17 protein-coding genes are annotated in these 16,019 nt (G+C 69.3%); 13 read left to right on the top strand and 4 right to left on the bottom strand.

All coding sequences use genetic code 11. The features are described from left to right. Nucleotides 1-13: 13 nt before the first annotated feature. The 4 genes from RAC69_RS07730 to RAC69_RS07715 are packed head-to-tail and all read left to right on the top strand — an operon-like array spanning nucleotide 14 to nucleotide 4,116. Nucleotides 14-940 carry an ABC transporter permease gene (locus tag RAC69_RS07730; RefSeq protein WP_375086285.1) on the top strand — a complete coding sequence of 309 codons (927 nt, stop codon included), beginning with the start codon at nucleotides 14-16 and terminating at the stop codon, nucleotides 938-940. Beyond that, nucleotides 933-1,877: an ABC transporter permease gene (locus RAC69_RS07725; RefSeq protein ID WP_375086284.1), complete on the top strand. Its 945-nt coding sequence runs from the start codon at nucleotides 933-935 to the stop codon at nucleotides 1,875-1,877. Before RAC69_RS07730 ends, RAC69_RS07725 begins: the two co-directional genes overlap by 8 nt. Beyond that, nucleotides 1,874-3,547, top strand: coding sequence for a dipeptide ABC transporter ATP-binding protein (locus tag RAC69_RS07720; protein ID WP_375086282.1), 1,674 nt, complete (start codon nucleotides 1,874-1,876; stop codon nucleotides 3,545-3,547). The genes RAC69_RS07725 and RAC69_RS07720 overlap by 4 nt, the downstream gene beginning before the upstream one ends. Before the next feature lie 2 nt (nucleotides 3,548-3,549). Continuing rightward, on the top strand, nucleotides 3,550-4,116 hold the full coding sequence (locus RAC69_RS07715) for a PH domain-containing protein (RefSeq protein ID WP_375086281.1): 567 nt from the start codon (nucleotides 3,550-3,552) through the stop codon (nucleotides 4,114-4,116). Between the two features lie 64 nt (nucleotides 4,117-4,180). Here RAC69_RS07715 and RAC69_RS07710 read toward each other — a convergent pair whose 3' ends face one another. The 3 genes from RAC69_RS07710 to RAC69_RS07700 form a co-directional block, all read right to left on the bottom strand. Beyond that, nucleotides 4,181-4,396, bottom strand: coding sequence for a hypothetical protein (locus RAC69_RS07710; RefSeq protein ID WP_375086280.1), 216 nt, complete (start codon nucleotides 4,394-4,396; stop codon nucleotides 4,181-4,183). A 98-nt stretch (nucleotides 4,397-4,494) separates the two neighbouring features. Then, nucleotides 4,495-5,280, bottom strand: a complete 786-nt coding sequence (locus tag RAC69_RS07705) for a CPBP family intramembrane glutamic endopeptidase (RefSeq protein WP_375086279.1) — start codon at nucleotides 5,278-5,280, stop codon at nucleotides 4,495-4,497. Between the two features lie 32 nt (nucleotides 5,281-5,312). Continuing rightward, on the bottom strand, nucleotides 5,313-6,422 hold the full coding sequence (locus tag RAC69_RS07700) for a hypothetical protein (protein WP_375086277.1): 1,110 nt from the start codon (nucleotides 6,420-6,422) through the stop codon (nucleotides 5,313-5,315). Nucleotides 6,423-6,545: 123 nt separating this feature from the next. On the opposite strand from RAC69_RS07700, the gene typA reads away from it, so the two are divergent. The 4 genes from typA to RAC69_RS07680 all read left to right on the top strand — a co-directional run bounded on the left by typA (nucleotide 6,546) and on the right by RAC69_RS07680 (nucleotide 12,307). Then, nucleotides 6,546-8,459, top strand: a complete 1,914-nt coding sequence (gene typA, locus RAC69_RS07695) for a translational GTPase TypA (RefSeq protein ID WP_375086276.1) — start codon at nucleotides 6,546-6,548, stop codon at nucleotides 8,457-8,459. Nucleotides 8,460-8,621: 162 nt separating this feature from the next. Continuing rightward, complete coding sequence (locus RAC69_RS07690; protein WP_375086274.1) at nucleotides 8,622-9,497, top strand: phospholipase; 876 nt, start codon at nucleotides 8,622-8,624, stop codon at nucleotides 9,495-9,497. A gap of 105 nt (nucleotides 9,498-9,602) precedes the next feature. Beyond that, a complete protein-coding gene (glsA, locus tag RAC69_RS07685; protein WP_375086272.1) occupies nucleotides 9,603-10,688 on the top strand; it encodes a glutaminase A in 1,086 nt (361 codons plus the stop codon). Continuing rightward, nucleotides 10,685-12,307 (top strand): MFS transporter, encoded by a 1,623-nt coding sequence (locus RAC69_RS07680; protein ID WP_375086270.1) that lies wholly within the window; start codon nucleotides 10,685-10,687, stop codon nucleotides 12,305-12,307. Before glsA ends, RAC69_RS07680 begins: the two co-directional genes overlap by 4 nt. Here RAC69_RS07680 and RAC69_RS07675 read toward each other — a convergent pair whose 3' ends face one another. After that, the gene (locus RAC69_RS07675) at nucleotides 12,308-12,856 is read right to left on the bottom strand and encodes a helix-turn-helix domain-containing protein (RefSeq protein ID WP_375086269.1); all 549 of its coding nucleotides are present in this window, start codon (nucleotides 12,854-12,856) and stop codon (nucleotides 12,308-12,310) included. Nucleotides 12,857-12,949: 93 nt separating this feature from the next. On the opposite strand from RAC69_RS07675, the gene RAC69_RS07670 reads away from it, so the two are divergent. From RAC69_RS07670 to dapC, 5 genes are all read left to right on the top strand, one after another. After that, nucleotides 12,950-13,660, top strand: coding sequence for an AzlC family ABC transporter permease (locus RAC69_RS07670; protein WP_375086267.1), 711 nt, complete (start codon nucleotides 12,950-12,952; stop codon nucleotides 13,658-13,660). Beyond that, the gene (locus RAC69_RS07665) at nucleotides 13,657-13,971 is read left to right on the top strand and encodes an AzlD domain-containing protein (protein ID WP_375086265.1); all 315 of its coding nucleotides are present in this window, start codon (nucleotides 13,657-13,659) and stop codon (nucleotides 13,969-13,971) included. Before RAC69_RS07670 ends, RAC69_RS07665 begins: the two co-directional genes overlap by 4 nt. A gap of 66 nt (nucleotides 13,972-14,037) precedes the next feature. After that, nucleotides 14,038-14,535: a histidinol dehydrogenase gene (locus RAC69_RS07660; protein WP_375086263.1), complete on the top strand. Its 498-nt coding sequence runs from the start codon at nucleotides 14,038-14,040 to the stop codon at nucleotides 14,533-14,535. A gap of 9 nt (nucleotides 14,536-14,544) precedes the next feature. Beyond that, the gene (gene fdxA, locus RAC69_RS07655) at nucleotides 14,545-14,865 is read left to right on the top strand and encodes a ferredoxin (protein WP_341935008.1); all 321 of its coding nucleotides are present in this window, start codon (nucleotides 14,545-14,547) and stop codon (nucleotides 14,863-14,865) included. A 3-nt stretch (nucleotides 14,866-14,868) separates the two neighbouring features. Then, nucleotides 14,869-15,981, top strand: a complete 1,113-nt coding sequence (gene dapC, locus RAC69_RS07650; protein WP_375086261.1) for a succinyldiaminopimelate transaminase — start codon at nucleotides 14,869-14,871, stop codon at nucleotides 15,979-15,981. The last annotated feature ends 38 nt before the right edge of the window (nucleotides 15,982-16,019 follow it).

Here is a 16,019-nt window from a genome sequence, read left to right as displayed (position 1 = left end):
CACGGGACTACGTATGCTCGGCTACATCCTTCGACGCCTCCTGCAGGTGATTCCGGTCTTCTTCGGAGCCACACTGCTCATCTATTTCCTCGTCTTCGCCATGCCCGGCGACCCCATCCTCGCCCTCTTCGGCGATCGCACCCCCAACCCGGCGGTCGTCGAGCAGCTTCGCGAGCAGTATCACCTGAACGATCCCTTCCTCGTGCAGTACTGGTACTACATCACCGGGGTGTTCCAGGGCGACCTCGGCAACACGTTCTCCGGCCGCCCCGTTTCGGAGGTGCTCGCTGAGACACTTCCGGTCACCGGGCGCCTCGCCGTGATGGCGATCGCCATCGAGTTCACGCTCGCGATCATCATCGGAACGGTCTCCGCCCTGCGCAAGGGGAAGATCTTCGACCACGCCATGCTCGGGATCGCGCTCGTCGCGATCGCCGTTCCGATCTTCGTGGTCGCATTCCTCGGCCAGTACTTCCTCGCGATCAAGCTCGGATGGTTCAAGCCGACCGTCGGCTCCGACAACGATTGGGGCGGACTCTGGCTTCCCGCCATCGTGCTGGGCTTCAGTCTCTACGCGGTCAGTATGCGACTGATGCGGAGCTCCGTCATCGACACACTGAATCAGGACTGGGTGCGAACCGCGTACAGCAAGGGCCTGTCGCGCGGCCGGGTCATTCCGGTGCACGTCCTCCGCAACTCGCTGATCCCCGTGATCACGAACTCGGCGACGAACTTCGGAGTGCTCCTCGTGGGCGCGACCGTGACAGAGGGGATCTTCAACGTTCCCGGCGTCGGAAACACGCTCTACCAGGCGGCGATCCGAAACGAAGGCCCCACGGTGGTGTCGTTCGTGACGGTCTTCGTCATCCTGTACGTTCTGGTCAATCTCGTCATCGACCTTCTCTACGGTCTGCTCGACCCAAGGATCCGCTATGCCTGATTCCACTTCGCAGAATCACTTCGTCGCCCCCGTCGAGACGGAGAGCATCGCCGTCGACGCCGTCCGAGTCGCCGAGAAGCCCCGCAACCTGTGGCGCGACGCGTGGTCCGACCTCCGGGTCCGCCCGCTCTTCTGGTTCTCGGTCGCGCTGGCGCTCTTCTTCATCGTGATGGCGCTCTGGCCGTCGCTGTTCACATCCACACCGCCGGACAGCGACTGTCAGCTCTCGAACAGCAACGCCGGTCCGGCCGACGGGCATCCGCTCGGCTTCACCTTCCAGGGGTGCGACATCTACTCGCGCATCGTCTGGGGCGCCCAGACGTCGCTGGCCGTCGGTCTGCTGGCTACAGCGATCGGATCGATCGTCGGGCTCATCATGGGAGCGCTGGCGGGGTTCTACGGCGGATGGTTGGACTCGTTGCTGTCCCGCATCGGTGACATCTTCTTCGCCATCCCGTACATCCTCGCCGCGGTCGTCGTCATGACGGTCTTCTCGCAGTACCGCTCCGTGCCTGTCCTTGCGTTCGCGATCGGAGGCTTCGCATGGGCTTCGACGGCACGTGTCGTCCGAGCCGAGGTACTGAGAGTGAGGCAGGCCGACTTCGTCGTGGCGTCTCGAGCCCTGGGGCGTTCGAAGTTCGGAACCCTCGTCGGACACGTGATCCCGAACGCCTTGGCCCCGTTGCTCGTCGTCTCGACGTTGTCGCTCGCCGCCTCGATCGTGGCGGAGGCCACGCTCTCGTTCCTCGGCGTGGGTCTGGGAAGCGGGACCATGTCGTGGGGCAATGACATCAGCGCAGCCCAATCGTCGCTGCGCGTCGCGCCCATGGCACTCATCTATCCGTCGATCGCGCTGACCCTCGCCGTTCTCGCGTTCGTGACCCTGGGTGAGCTCATCCGAGACGCCCTCGACCCGAAGGCGAGGGCACGCCGATGAGCGAGCGCGCAATCGACCAGATCCCCTTGCTCAGCATCCGCGACCTGAAGGTCGCCTTCCGCACCCAGGAGGGGCTGCGCGAGGTCTTGCACGGCGTGAGCTTCGACGTCATGCCGGGCGAGACCGTCGCGATCGTGGGTGAGTCCGGTTCGGGCAAGTCCACGACGGCCACGGCCATCGTGAACCTGCTTCCCGGAACGGGCGAGGTGACAGGCGGTTCCATCACCCTCGAGGGACGCGAACTGACGAAGCTCAACCGCCGCGAGATAGAGGCGGTGCGCGGACGGGACATCGGCTTCGTGCCGCAGGACCCGATGTCGAACCTGAACCCGGTGTGGAGCATCGGCTTCCAGGTCAAGGAGGCGATCCGTGCCAACGGCGTAGCGCAGGGGCGCCAGGCCGTCCGGGCTCGCGCGATCGAGGTGCTGAAGCAGGCCGGGCTGGCGGACGCCGAGCGCCGTCTGCACCAGTTTCCGCATCAGTTCTCGGGTGGCATGCGTCAGCGTGCGCTGATCGGTATCGGTCTCGCTGCGGACCCGAAGCTCCTGATCGCCGACGAGCCGACCTCGGCCCTCGACGTGACCGTGCAGCGGGTGATCCTCGACCACATGGCGTCGCTCACGCGCGACAAGGGCACCTCGGTGCTGCTGATCACCCACGACCTCGGCCTCGCGGCCGAGCGCGCGGACAAGATCATCGTGATGAACGGCGGCAACATCGTCGAGGCCGGACCCAGCCGGGAGATCCTCGAGAACCCGCAGCATCCGTACACCAAGCGTCTCGTGGCCGCGGCGCCGAGCGTGGCGTCGCAGCGCATCCAGGCCGTCGTGGAGGATCGGGGCATCGAGACGCTGGAGGACCTCGCGGACATCCCGCCGACGGTTCGAGTGGCCGGTCTCACGAAGGACTACAAGATCCGCCAGGGCGGGTTCCGCAGCGAGGACTTCCGAGCCGTGGACGACGTGTCCTTCGAGATCCCGCGCGGCAAGACACTCGCGCTGGTGGGGGAGTCGGGTTCCGGCAAGTCCACCGTCGCGAAGATGGTGCTCAAGCTGGAGGACCCGACCGCGGGCACGATCGAGATCGACGGCCAGGACGTGTCGAACCTCTCGAACGCCCAGGCCTTCGGCCTGCGTCGCCGCATGCAGCCCGTGTTCCAGGACCCGTACGGCTCGCTCGATCCGCTGCGGAACATCGGGAACACGATCGCCGAGCCGCTGCAGATCCACGGCGTGGGCGATCGGGCATCGCACCGTGAGCGCGTGGAGGAGCTGCTGGACCAGGTCGCGCTGCCGCGTGCTCTCGCGACCCGGTATCCGAATGAGCTCTCGGGCGGTCAGCGTCAGCGTGTGGCGATCGCCCGCGCGCTCGCGCTCAAGCCCGACATCGTCGTTCTCGACGAGGCCGTGTCGGCGCTCGACGTGCTCGTGCAGGATCAGATCCTCAAGCTCCTGGCCGACCTCCAGTCGGAGCTGAACCTGACCTACCTGTTCATCACACACGACCTCGCCGTCGTGCGCGTCTCGAGCGACCTCGTCTGCGTGATGGAGAAGGGTCGCATCGTCGAGCAGGGCACGGTCGACGAGATCTTCGCGAATCCGCAGCAGGAGTACACGGAGCGCCTGCTGCAGGCGATCCCCGGTGCGTCGATCACCCTCGGCGGACACTGAGCGTGTCGGCTGACTCTCGGCCCGGGGCCGCGCGGACGTTCCGCGCGGCTTCCGGGCCGGTGACGTTCGTGCTGTGCTCGCTGCTCGCGCTCTTCCTGCTCGGCGACGCCGTCGTACGCGCGGGATGGGGGCAGATGCTTCTCCTCGCCCCGTGGGTTCTGCTCGGCCTGTGGGTCGTGTACGAGATCGCGTTCGTCTCGACCGTGCGCGTCGACGACGACGGGGCGGTGGTGAAGAACATGCTCCGTCGCACCTCATTCGGCTGGAATCGCGTCCGCGACATCGACCTGCGCTGGCAGCTCGTGTTCTCGCTCGACGACGGCACCGACGTCACCTGCTACGGCGGGCCGGCCAGGGCGCGGCCGTCGCGACGTCCGTCCGACCACGACGCTGAGGCGAACGCCCCGACAGGGCTGCGCGATCTCACAGAGATCCGCGATCGCTGGCAGGCGACCTCCGGAGCGAGGGATGCGCCGATCCGCCGCGAGTGGGATGGCCGCGCGCTCCTCGCGCTGGGTGTCATCGCGGTCTGGGCGTGCGTTTCCGTGGTGATCACGGCGACCGGCTGACCGTCTGCTGCGTCGGTGAAGGGCGGGGAGGCAGGTCGCGAGGCCCCGCCTCCCCGTCCGTCGATCAGCTGTACGTCTGGAACTGCCAGCCCCAGGTCCCATGGATGCAGGGAGACGCCTTGCCACCGTTGCGGACGTGTTCGGTGCGATCCGCGTTGCACGCGGCAGCCGAGGGGTACCCGCTGTAGACAGCCGCTGCTGCGGGCGCCACGCTCGCCACGGTGATCCCCGCGGCGAGCAGGAGAGCTGCTCCGATCCTGCCTGTGGTCCTGATCTTCATGTGAATCCCTCCGATTCGTCGTCATTGGACAGGCTCACCGTAGCCCGCACGCGTCGGGGGCCCCGTCGATCGGGCGCGTGTCGTCAGGTCCCGCCGACTCAGCCGGGGAGTCCGAACAGCTCCGGCCAGGTCGCCGCGGCCCAGGGGTAGCCGACGAACACGGTCGCGTCGATGAGGAAGTGCGCGACGAGGAACGGCATCAGGCGTCCGGAGCGCTGGAACAGCCAGCCGAAGAGCAGTCCCATCGCGAGGTTCCCGATGAACGCTCCCGGGCCCTGGTAGAGGTGATAGCTCGCTCGCAGCACCGACGTCGCGAGGATGATCGGCCACGGACCCCAGCCCAGCTGCTTCAGCCGGGCGAACAGGTACCCGAGAACGACGAACTCCTCCTGGATGGAGGCCCGGGCCGCGGCCAGCAGCAGCACGGGGACCGTCCACCAGTGCGCGTCGAGTCCTGCCGGGTTCACCGCGACGAACAGACCGAGGGCGCGCCCCGCGAGGTAGAGCGCCAGGCCGGGGATGCCGATCGCCAGGACCAGGAGGATGCCGCGTGCGGCATCCGATCCGACCTTGCGCCCGTCGAGTCCGAGCGCACCGAGGTGCGGGCGGCGCGACTGCCACAGCAGGAAGCAGACGAGCAGCACCGGCACGATCGAGAACCCGATCGAGAGGATCTGGTAGATGAGGTCGAAGACCTCGCGGTCACTGCGGGACGGGTTCAGCGTCGCCGTCTGGTCGGCGAGCGGTGTCGTGTCCGTCAGGCGGTAGGCGAGCTGCACGACCGCGTAGACGGCGGACTGGCCGAGTCCGAGCGCCAGGACGATCGCGATCTCCCACCACCGACGGGAACGCGAGGGGGCGGGGGAGAGGTCGACGGCTGCCACGTCCCCGATCGTACGTCCCCGTGCCCGCAGCGTCACGGCAGGGGAGCGTTCACCTCGGCGGCCCATTGGCGGATGAGGCCCCGCTCCTCCTCGCCGCAGACGTATCCGTAGCCCATCGTGCGGTTCTCGAAGGTCAGGGTCCACTGGTCGAGGTACGTGAGGGCGTAGCAGTCCGCCATCGACTCCGAGCTTCCCTGGAAGTAGCCCTGATCCACGAGCTGAGTGGCCCTGCTGACGCCGTCGGGATGGGCGTCGGAGTCCGCACGCTGGTACAGGTGCGTGAGCTCGTGCAGCACGACGACGCGCATGCCCATGTCTCCCGGGAGCTGGTCCTCCGGGGCGAGGTGCACGGCGAGCGGGTCCTCCGAGACGCAGCCCGCGGTGAAGCGGCCCTCATCCGCGTTCTGGGAGGTGGCGCAGGCCGTCGCAGCATCCCAGGCGATGTCAATGAAACCCGCCCCCGCCTCGTCCACGATTCCCTCGGTGACGGAGCCCGAGGCGTTCGTGCGCCGGGCTTGCGCGTCCGCGATCCGCTGCTCCAGCTCCTCCCGCGCCGTCTGTGCGCTCTGCGCGAGCTGCGCCGCGCGCTCGTCCGTGATGCCGGGCGCCGCCATGCTCTTCTCCAGCCTCTCGAACTCGGCGGTCCTGGTGACCAGCGGTGCGACCGGGTTGCCGTCGAGCTGAGCGGCGAGATCGTAGAACCTGGTGCGCTCCGCCTCGAATGCCGATGCCGGATCACCGGTCACGGGCGCACCCGCGTCCGGGCCGGGATCGGAGTCGCCACCGGGCGTCGAGAGCACGGCGCCGGCCACGAAGACGCCGACGACGACGAGCGCCACGAGCGCCATGCCGCCGCACCCGATGAGGAAGCACCCGACCCGGCTGCGACGCGGAGGGGGAAGGGGCGCGCCGGTGGAGATCGGGTAGCTTCCCGCCGGTGCGGGATAGCTGTCTGCGGGCATCGGCCGGGCGACGGGATTCACCTGCGAGATCCACCCCCGCAATGCGGGATAGCAGCCGGGGTGACTCAGCAGCAGAGGGTGCAGGTCGCTGCGTCGTGCCGCGATGTCGGCGAGCTGGGCGGGCGGAGTGTAGGGATTCTGCACTGCGGCGAGGTCGGCGTCGGGCATCTGTTCCCCCATGCCGCCAATCTAGCCGACGGTCTGCGCGGTGCCCTGTGGGCCGCTCAGGAACGTGCCCGTGCGCATACGGTAACCTGGAATGTCGGCTTCCCGGCGAAAACCCACACTCTTTAGGACTCCTGCATGGCGCACGCCCTCCGCTCTGACCTCCGCAACGTCGCAATCGTCGCGCACGTCGACCACGGGAAGACCACTCTCGTCGACGCGATGCTCCGCCAGACGGGCTCGTTCGGTGAACACGCCCACGTCGACGAGCGCGCCATGGACTCCAACGACCTGGAGCGCGAGAAGGGCATCACGATCCTCGCGAAGAACACCGCGATCACCTACAAGGGTGCCCACGCCGACGGCCAGGAGATCACGATCAACGTGATCGACACCCCCGGTCACGCCGACTTCGGCGGCGAGGTCGAGCGCGGTCTCTCCATGGTCGACGGCGTCGTGCTGCTCGTGGACGCGAGCGAGGGCCCGCTGCCGCAGACCCGCTTCGTGCTGCGCAAGGCGCTCGAGGCGAAGCTGCCCGTCATCCTCCTGGTCAACAAGACCGACCGGCCAGACGCCCGCATCGCCGAGGTCGAGGAGGAGGCGCACGATCTGCTGCTCGGCCTCGCCTCCGACCTCGTCGACGACGTGCCCGACCTCGACGTCGACGCGCTGCTCGACGTGCCGGTCGTCTACGCCTCCGGACGCGCGGGCGCCGCATCGCTGAACCGCCCCGCCGACGGCTCGCTGCCCGACAACGACGACCTCGAACCGCTCTTCGGCGCGATCCTCGAGCACGTCCCGGCTCCGTCCTACGACGACGAGGCGCCTCTGCAGGCCTGGGTGACGAACCTCGACTCGAGCCCGTTCCTCGGTCGCCTCGCGCTGCTGCGCATCTTCAACGGCACGCTCAAGAAGGGCCAGACGGTCGCCTGGGTGCGCTCGGACGGCACGACCAGCAACGCCCGCGTCACGGAGCTCCTCAAGACCCGTGCGCTCGAGCGGTACCCCGCCGAGTCCGCCGGGCCCGGTGACATCGTCGCGATCGCCGGCTTCGAGAACATCACCATCGGTGAGACCATCGCCGACCCCGAGGACGTGCGTCCGCTGCCGGCCATCACGGTCGACGACCCCGCCATCTCGATGACGATCGGCACGAACACGTCGCCGCTCATGGGCAAGGTCAAGGGTCACAAGCTCACCGCCCGCATGGTCAAGGACCGTCTCGACCGCGAGCTGATCGGCAACGTCTCGCTCAAGGTCGTCGACATCGGCCGCCCCGACGCGTGGGAGGTCCAGGGTCGTGGAGAGCTCGCGCTCGCCATCCTCGTCGAGAACATGCGCCGTGAGGGCTTCGAGCTCACGGTGGGTAAGCCCCAGGTGGTCACCAAGAAGATCGACGGCAAGACCTACGAGCCGTTCGAGCACCTGACGATCGACACGCCGGAGGAGCACCTCGGCGCGATCACGCAGCTCCTCGCGAACCGCAAGGGACGCATGGAGAACATGACGAACCACGGCACCGGCTGGGTGCGCATGGAGTTCATCGTGCCGTCGCGCGGCCTCATCGGCTTCCGCAGCGAGTTCCTCACCACCACCCGCGGCACCGGCATCGCCAACGCCATCTCGCACGGCTACGAGCCGTGGGCGGGTCAGATCACGACCCGTCAGAACGGATCGATCGTCGCCGACCGCTCCGGTGTCGTCACGCCGTTCGCGATCATCGCCCTGCAGGAGCGCATGTCGTTCTTCGTGCAGCCGACGGCGGAGGTCTACGAGGGCATGGTCATCGGCGAGAACTCGCGCGCCGACGACATGGACGTGAACATCACCAAGGAGAAGAAGCTCACGAACATGCGGTCGGCCACGGCCGACAACTTCGAGTCGATGACGCCGCCTCGCGTGCTCACCCTCGAGGAGAGCCTGGAGTTCGCCCGCGACGACGAATGCGTCGAGGTCACGCCCGAGGCCGTGCGCATCCGCAAGGTCAACCTGGACGCGAACACCCGTGCCCGCGAGACCGCGCGCCTCAAGCGTCAAGACGCCAACGCCTGACCCTCGGTCCCTCGAAAGGGCCCTGCACCGTCCGACGACGGCGCAGGGCCCTTTCTCATGAAGCGCTCAGGTGCGATGTTGCAGAATCGTTACCTTGCGCCTGGGGCCGACTCCCGATGAGGGTCCCGTGAGGGGCGCACGACGACCCGAAAGTCGATACCCATGCTGCAGAACACCCGTGCGCTTCGGCGCGCCTCGTCCGTGGCGGAGGCCCGCAACGCCGTCACCGCCCGCCGCCCGAAGTGGATCTTCGGAACCATCGCGGGAGGCGTCATCGGCGCCGCCCTGACCGTCGGCATCGTCTCCGCCCCGGCCGCTGCCGGCACCGAGACGCCCGATCCCGTCGCCGACGTCGCCACGTTCGTCACCGGCGGTGCCGCGCCGCTCACCAAGAAGGTGGACGACGCCGCGATCCATATCTCGATCGCGCAGGATGCCGCTGACGCCGCCGACGCCGTGACCGCGGAGGTCGCTGCCTCCGGCCTCGACCTCGCCGGCGCGCCCGCCGCCGTCGACACCACCGACCTCGATTCGTGGATCGACCGGCTCGGTGACCGCGACGGGCTGTCGTCCCGCGAGCTCACGAGCCTGGAGGCCTACGTCGCCGCAGAGACCGAGGCCGTGACGACCGAGACCGCGACCCTGCAGAACGACTACGCGGCTGCCCAGCAGCGCAAGGTCGAAGAGGAGCAGGCCGCTGCGGCCGCAGCGGCGCTGGCCCAGGCCAACACCCCGGACGGGGCGAAGGCCACAGCCCGGGAGATGATGGCGAGCCAGTACGGCTGGGGCGACGACCAGTTCTCCTGCCTGAACTCGCTGTGGACCAAGGAGTCCGGGTGGAACTACAAGGCCTACAACAAGTCCGGCGGCGCGACGGGCATCCCGCAGGCGCTCCCGGGCAGCAAGATGGCATCCGCGGGCGCCGACTGGCAGGACAACGCCGCCACTCAGATCGCCTGGGGTCTCGGCTACATCAAGTCGGTGTACGGCACACCCTGCAGCGCGTGGGGTCACTCCCAGGCCAGCAACTGGTACTGAGCCTCACCCCGCGCTCGTCCGACGGCCCCCTGCCCCTAGGCAGGGGGCCGTCGTCGCGCTACGGTGAGCGAGACGGCTGGGGCGTCGCCGACCCGAGGAGGGCGCGTGGAGTCCGCAGCACGGCACGGCATCCCGGCCCGCGTCTCGACGGGGTCGCTCCCCGGGTGGGCGAGCGTCGAGCACCTGCTGCTCGAGGCGCACGCCGAGAGCATCGGCGTCGACGACGGCGCGGTCGCCGACTACATCCCCGAGCTGGCGCACGCCGATCCGTCGCTGTTCGGGCTGGCGCTGGTCGAGGTCGACGGCGGTCTGCACGATGCGGGCGATGCGCGGCATCCGTTCTCGATCCAGTCCATCTCGAAGATGTTCGTCTACGCGCTCGCGATCCAGGAGCACGGCCACGAGCGAGTACGCGAGATCGTCGGAGTGAACAACACCGGGCTCGCCTTCAACTCGGTGATGGCCTTGGAGCTCAACGACGGCCACCCGATGAACCCCATGGTGAATGCGGGAGCCATCGCGACCACAGCGCTCCTGCCGGGTGACACATCGGTCGAGCGCTGGGAGCTCCTCCGGGAGGGACTGTCGGCATTCGCCGGACGGCAGCTCCGGCTCGACGGAAAGGTCTACGCCTCCGAGGCCGAGACCAACGACCGAAACAGAGCGCTCGGGCGCCTGCTGCGCAGCTACGGGCGGCTGCACGGCGACCCCGACGAGGCCGTCGACGTCTACACGAGGCAGTGCGCGCTCCTCGTGACGGCCCATGACCTCGCCGTCATGGGGGCCACGCTGGCCGACGGCGGTGTGAACCCGGTGACCGGGCATCGGGTCGTCTCCGCCGACGTCTGCCGCGACACGCTCGCCGTGGTCGCCGCCACCGGCCTGTACGAGCGCTCGGGGGAGTGGCTCTTCGAGATCGGCCTGCCCGCGAAGTCGGGGGTCTCGGGCGGAATCGTCGCCGTCTCGCCGGGCAAGTGCGCCGTCGCCGGGTTCTCGCCGCTGCTCGACCGGGCAGGCAACTCGATCCGATCGCAGCGGGCGATCGCGCACTCCTCCCGATCACTCGGGCTCGACCTCTTCGCGTCGGCGCCCGCAGGCCACCACCCCGCGGGCGGGCACGCGGGAGGCGGCCATCCGCGCGCGGCTCAACGGCATGCCGACCCGTCACCCATCACCGAGGAGACGCCATGACCTCCACCGACCGTCCCGAGACCCGCACCTCCTGGCTGCCGCTGGTCAGCCTCTTCCTCGCGCAGGTGCTCATGTCGTTCAATGTCGCCGCGCTGCCGATCTCGCTCGGGGGCATCGTCGTCGAGTTCGGTGTGCCGCCCACTGTCGCGAGCAGCACGATCGTGATGTACGGGCTGGCGGTCGCCGCGCTCGTGATGACGGGTGCGAAGCTCGGTCAGAGAATCGGCTGGGTGCTGATCTTCCGGATCGTCATCGTCCTGTTCGCCGGCTCGGCCGTGCTCATGATCGTCTCACCGAGCGTCGGGTGGGCGATCGCCGGGCAGGCGGTCGCCGGTGCCGCCGCCGCCATCATCGTCCCCTCGATCGTCGCGCTGATCGCCGAGAACTACCGGGGCGGGCAGCAGGCCACGGCGATCGGGGCGATCGGCTCGGCTCGGGCGATCTCCGGCGTCACGGCCTTCCTCATCGGCGGCACGCTCGGCACCCTCGTCGGCTGGCGCCCCCTGTTCGTGATCGTCCTCGCGATCGCAGTGATCGTCTTCGCGCTGAGCTTCACGCTGCGCGGCGACCGAGGCGACGCCTCCATCCGCATCGACCTCGTGGCGTCGCTCCTCATCGGCGCCGCGATCGTGCTGCTCACCCTCGGCTTCAACAACCTGAACGGCTGGGGCGCCCTCGCGGCGACGGAAGCGGCGCCGTTCAGCATCCTCGGGCTCTCGCCCGCGCCCGTCTTCATCGTGGTGGGGATCGTGCTCGGTCAGTGCTTCTTCGTGTGGACCCGTCGGCGCATCGCGCGCGGAGGGGTTCCGCTGATCGACCTGCGCGTGCTCGAATCGTCGCGCGAGCGGGCCGCCGTGTACGCGATGTTCATCGTCGTGGCGCTCGAGGCCTGCGTGAACTTCACGATCCCGCTGTACATCCAGATCGTGCAGGGGCGGACGCCGTTCGACACCTCGCTGGCGATGATGCCGTTCAACCTCACGGTCTTCATCACGGCCACGCTCGTCGTGCGCTTCTACCGCCGCTATCCGCCTCGCGTCATCGGGATGTTCGGGTTCGTCCTCACCACGTTCGCGCTGGTGTGGCTGTCGTTCGTCGTGGACAACAACTGGGAGACCCTCGCGACCATCGTCGGTCTCGTCGTCTTCGGGATCGGGCAGGGCGCGCTCGTCACGCTCGTGTTCAACGTGCTCGTCACGGCGGCGCCCTCGGAGCTCGCCGGCGATGTGGGGTCGTTGCGTGGAACGACGCAGAACCTCGCGTCCGCCGTGGGGACGGCGCTGGCCGGCGCCCTGCTGGTGTCGCTGCTCGGTCTGAGCGTGGGGCGCGCGGTGGTCGAGCATCCGGAGCTCCCGCCGGAGCTCGTGGCTCAGGTCGACCTCGACGACGTGAACTTCATCAGCAACGACGACCTGCGCGCTGTGCTCGACAGGACGGACGCGACCCCGGCTCAGGTCGACGCCGCGGTGTCGGTGAACGAGCAGGCGCGGCTCGGCACTCTGCGGCTCGGTCTGCTGATCCTCGCGGGCATCAGCGCGATCGCCATCGTGCCGGCCTCGCGCCTCCCGCGCTACAAGCCCGAGGAGATCCCCGATCCCTCGCCCGCGGCGGGGGACTGATCAGCGCAGCTCGGAGATGAGCACGGCGCTCGTGCCGGGGACGACCGCCTCGAACACGTGCGGCATGTCTCCGGCGTAGGAGAGGTAGTCGCCGGGGTTCAGCAGCACGGCTTCGCCGACCGGACCGATGTGCGCCTGGCCTGCGATGAGGATGACGTGCTCCGTGGTGCCGCTGTGATGCGGATCCGAGCGTCGCGGGTCGCCCGGCTCGGCGTGGATCAGGTAGACGTCGCGGCGGGCGCCCGGTGGGCTCGCCGAGAGGAGGGTGGCGCTGTACGCGGCCGCCGACGACGGGACTCCGGCGAGCTCGTCCGCTCGGATGAGCGTGGGGGCGTTCGCCTGCTGGTCGACGAGCACGGCGAACGGCACGCCGAGTGCGACGCCGAGCGCCCACAGCGTCTCGACGCTGGGGTTGCCGGACCCCGACTCCAGCTGCGAGACCGTCGCCTTGGAGATCCCGGCGCGACGGGCGAGCTCCGAGACCGAGATGCCGGCTGCCTCCCGCTCTCGGCGGAGGGTGCGGGCGATGCGAGTGCGGAGGTCGTCCATCCGTTCATCATGTCAAACGATCGTTCGCTTGACTATGCTATTCGACCTGTTCAGAATGATGATCATGTGTTCACTCGATCGAACGGGCGACGAATGACGGCCGAGCGCGAGGTCTGGCGAGAGGCCGCGGGCGTCGTGATCGCGACCAGCGCGTACGGCGTATCCTTCGGAGCGCTCGCGGTCGCCTCGGGGCTCGACGTCTGGCAGACCTGCGTCCTGAGCCTGCTCATGTTCACGGGCGGATCCCAGTTCGCTTTCGTCGGGGTCTTCGCGGCCGGCGGGGCGGCGGCACTGCCTTCGGCGATCGCCTCGGCCGCGCTGCTGGGTGTGCGGAACGTCGCCTACGGGATGCGCATGTCCCCCCTCGTCGGCACGACCCCCGCGCGTCGCGCGGCGGCCGCCCACTTCACGATCGACGAATCGACGGCCGTCGCGGTGTCGCAGAGCGATCCGCGACTGCGGCAGGTCGGCTTCTGGGTCACCGGCATCGGCATCTTCCTCGGATGGAACCTCACCACCCTCGTCGGCGCGCTCGTCGGCGACGTGCTCGGCGACCCGAAGACCTGGGGGCTGGATGCCGCGGCCGCCGCCGCCTTCCTCGCGCTCCTCTGGCCGCGGCTCCGGCAGCGCCAGGCGATCGCGGTCGGCGTGGCAGCGGCCGTCGTCGCCGCAGCTCTGACTCCCGCCCTCATGCCCGGTCTCCCGGTGCTGGTCGCGGCACTGGTCGCGATCCTCGTCGGATGGTTCAACTGGCTGGGGCGGGACGATGCATCGACCGTCTCTGCGCCTGAGGGGCTCCGATGAGCGTCTGGAGTGCCATCCTGCTCGCCGCCGTGATCTGTCTCGCGCTCAAGGCCGTCGGATACCTCGTGCCTCCCGAGGTGCTCGAGGCGCCGCGTCCGGCACGGATCTCCGATCTGCTCACCGTGGCGCTGCTGGCGGCGCTCGTGGCGGTGCAGACCCTCGGCGCCGGTCAGGCCGTCGTCGTGGACGCCCGGGTGCCCGCGCTCCTCGTGGCGGCCGGCCTGCTCTTGCTGCGGCAGTCGTTCCTCGTGGTCGTGGTGGCGGCCGCGGCGGTCGCGGCGCTGCTGAGGCTGGCGGGGCTCGCGGCGTGAGTCCGGCGCGTCGTGGCGGCGTCGGCATCGACCGTGGCGGGCGTCGAGCGCGCGTAGGATCGATCCGTGCGTATCGGATGGATCTCCCGGGTGCTGTCCTGGGTGGCCGCGGCTCTCGTCGGCGGCGTCTTCGGAGTGGCAGGCACCATCGCCCACAGTGTGACGTGGGGTCCGGTGCCGGTGGGACTCATCGTCGGGACCGTCGCGTGCGGCGCGATCCTCGTCGCCATCCGTGCCCTGACCCACGACCGCGGAGCCGCCCTGGCCTCCGGCCTCGGCATGCTCGGGATGCTCGTGCTGATCTCGGGCGTCGGCCCGGGGGGCTCGATCGTGGTGCAGGAGTGCCTGAGCGGCAGGGTCTGGACCTACGTGGTCGCGGGGCTCGTGCTCCTCGTCGTCGCATGGCCGCGGATCGCACGCGTGCCGTCGCGCACGGAGGCGCCCGCGGCCGCGGCTGAGACGGACGCCCCTTTCGCACCCATCACCGAGGTCCCCGGTGTCGATCGGCGTCCCGCCGGCGGCATCGAGCCCGAGCGGGGAGATCGCACGGGTCTCGGCACGTAGACTGGTGGCGTGACGTATGTGATCGCCCTCCCGTGCGTCGATGTCAAGGATCGCGCCTGCATCGACGAATGCCCCGTTGACTGCATCTACGAGGGCGAACGGTCTCTGTACATCCACCCCGACGAGTGCGTCGACTGCGGTGCCTGCGAGCCGGTCTGCCCCGTCGAGGCGATCTACTACGAAGACGACCTGCCCGAGGAGTGGCAGGACTACTACAAGGCCAACGTCGAGTTCTTCGACGAGATCGGGTCGCCCGGAGGGGCGGCCAAGGTGGGCGTCATCGCGCACGACCACCCGATCATCGCCGCGCTGCCGCCGCAGGGCGAGTAGCCCGTGAGCGTCCACGACCTCGCCGACTTCCCCTGGGATGCGGTGGTCCCGTACCGCGAGCGCGCGGCGCAGCATCCTGACGGTCTCGTCGATCTGTCCGTCGGATCGCCCGTCGATCCCACGCCCGATCTGATCCGCCAGGCTCTCGCCGACGCGACCGACGCACACGCCTACCCGCAGACCGTCGGCTCGTCGTCGCTCCGCGAGGCGATCGTCGACTGGTACGCCCGTCGCAGGGGAGTGCCGGACCTCACCGTCGACAACGTGCTCCCCACGATCGGCTCCAAGGAGCTCGTGGCGCTCCTCCCGACGCTCCTGGGGCTCGGTGAGGGAGACGTCGTCGTGCATCCGCGTGTGGCCTACCCGACGTACGAGGTGGGTGCGCGCGTCGCGGGAGCGACACCGGTCGCCGCCGACGATCCCGCCGAATGGCCGGAGGGCGCCAGACTCATCTGGATCAACACGCCGGGCAACCCCGACGGGCGCACCTGGACCGTCGAGGAGCTCGCCGCAGCGGTGCGCCGCGCGCGGGAGCTCGACGCCGTGCTCGCGAGCGACGAGTGCTATGCGGAGCTCGGCTGGGACGGAGCCTGGGCATCGGAGACGATCCCGTCGGTCCTCGACCCGCGGGTCACCGGTGGCAGCAGGGCCAACCTGCTGAGCGTCTACTCGCTGAGCAAGCAGTCGAACCTCGCCGGCTACCGGGCGGCGTTCCTCGCGGGTTGTGCCCGCATCGTGGGCGACCTCCTGACGGCCCGGAAGCACCTCGGGCTGATGCCTCCGGCTCCCGTGCAGCACGCGATGGCCGTCGCGCTCGGCGATGACGAGCACGTGGCCGCGCAGAAGGAGCTCTACCGCGAGCGCCGCGACGCCCTGCGGCCGGCACTCGAGGCGGCGGGATTCCGCATCGACGGCTCCGAGGCCGGGCTGTATCTGTGGGCGACCGCGGGAGAGGACGCGTGGGCGAGCATGACGCGCCTGGCCGACCTCGGCATCCTCGCCGGTCCCGGCTCGTTCTACGGCGCCTCGTCAGGGCAGCACGTGCGCCTCGCGCTCACCGCGCCCACCGAGCGGGTGCTCGAGGCCGCGCGGCGTCTGCGCGCGTCGGCACTGTAGAAGTCCTCCCCGGCACCCCCGTTGTTTTGTGCGATGTC

The organism is Microbacterium sp. LS_15, from assembly GCF_041954735.1.
In the GTDB taxonomy this organism is placed as follows: Bacteria; Actinomycetota; Actinomycetes; order Actinomycetales; family Microbacteriaceae; genus Microbacterium.
This window is presented reverse-complemented; position numbering and strand designations above follow the sequence as displayed.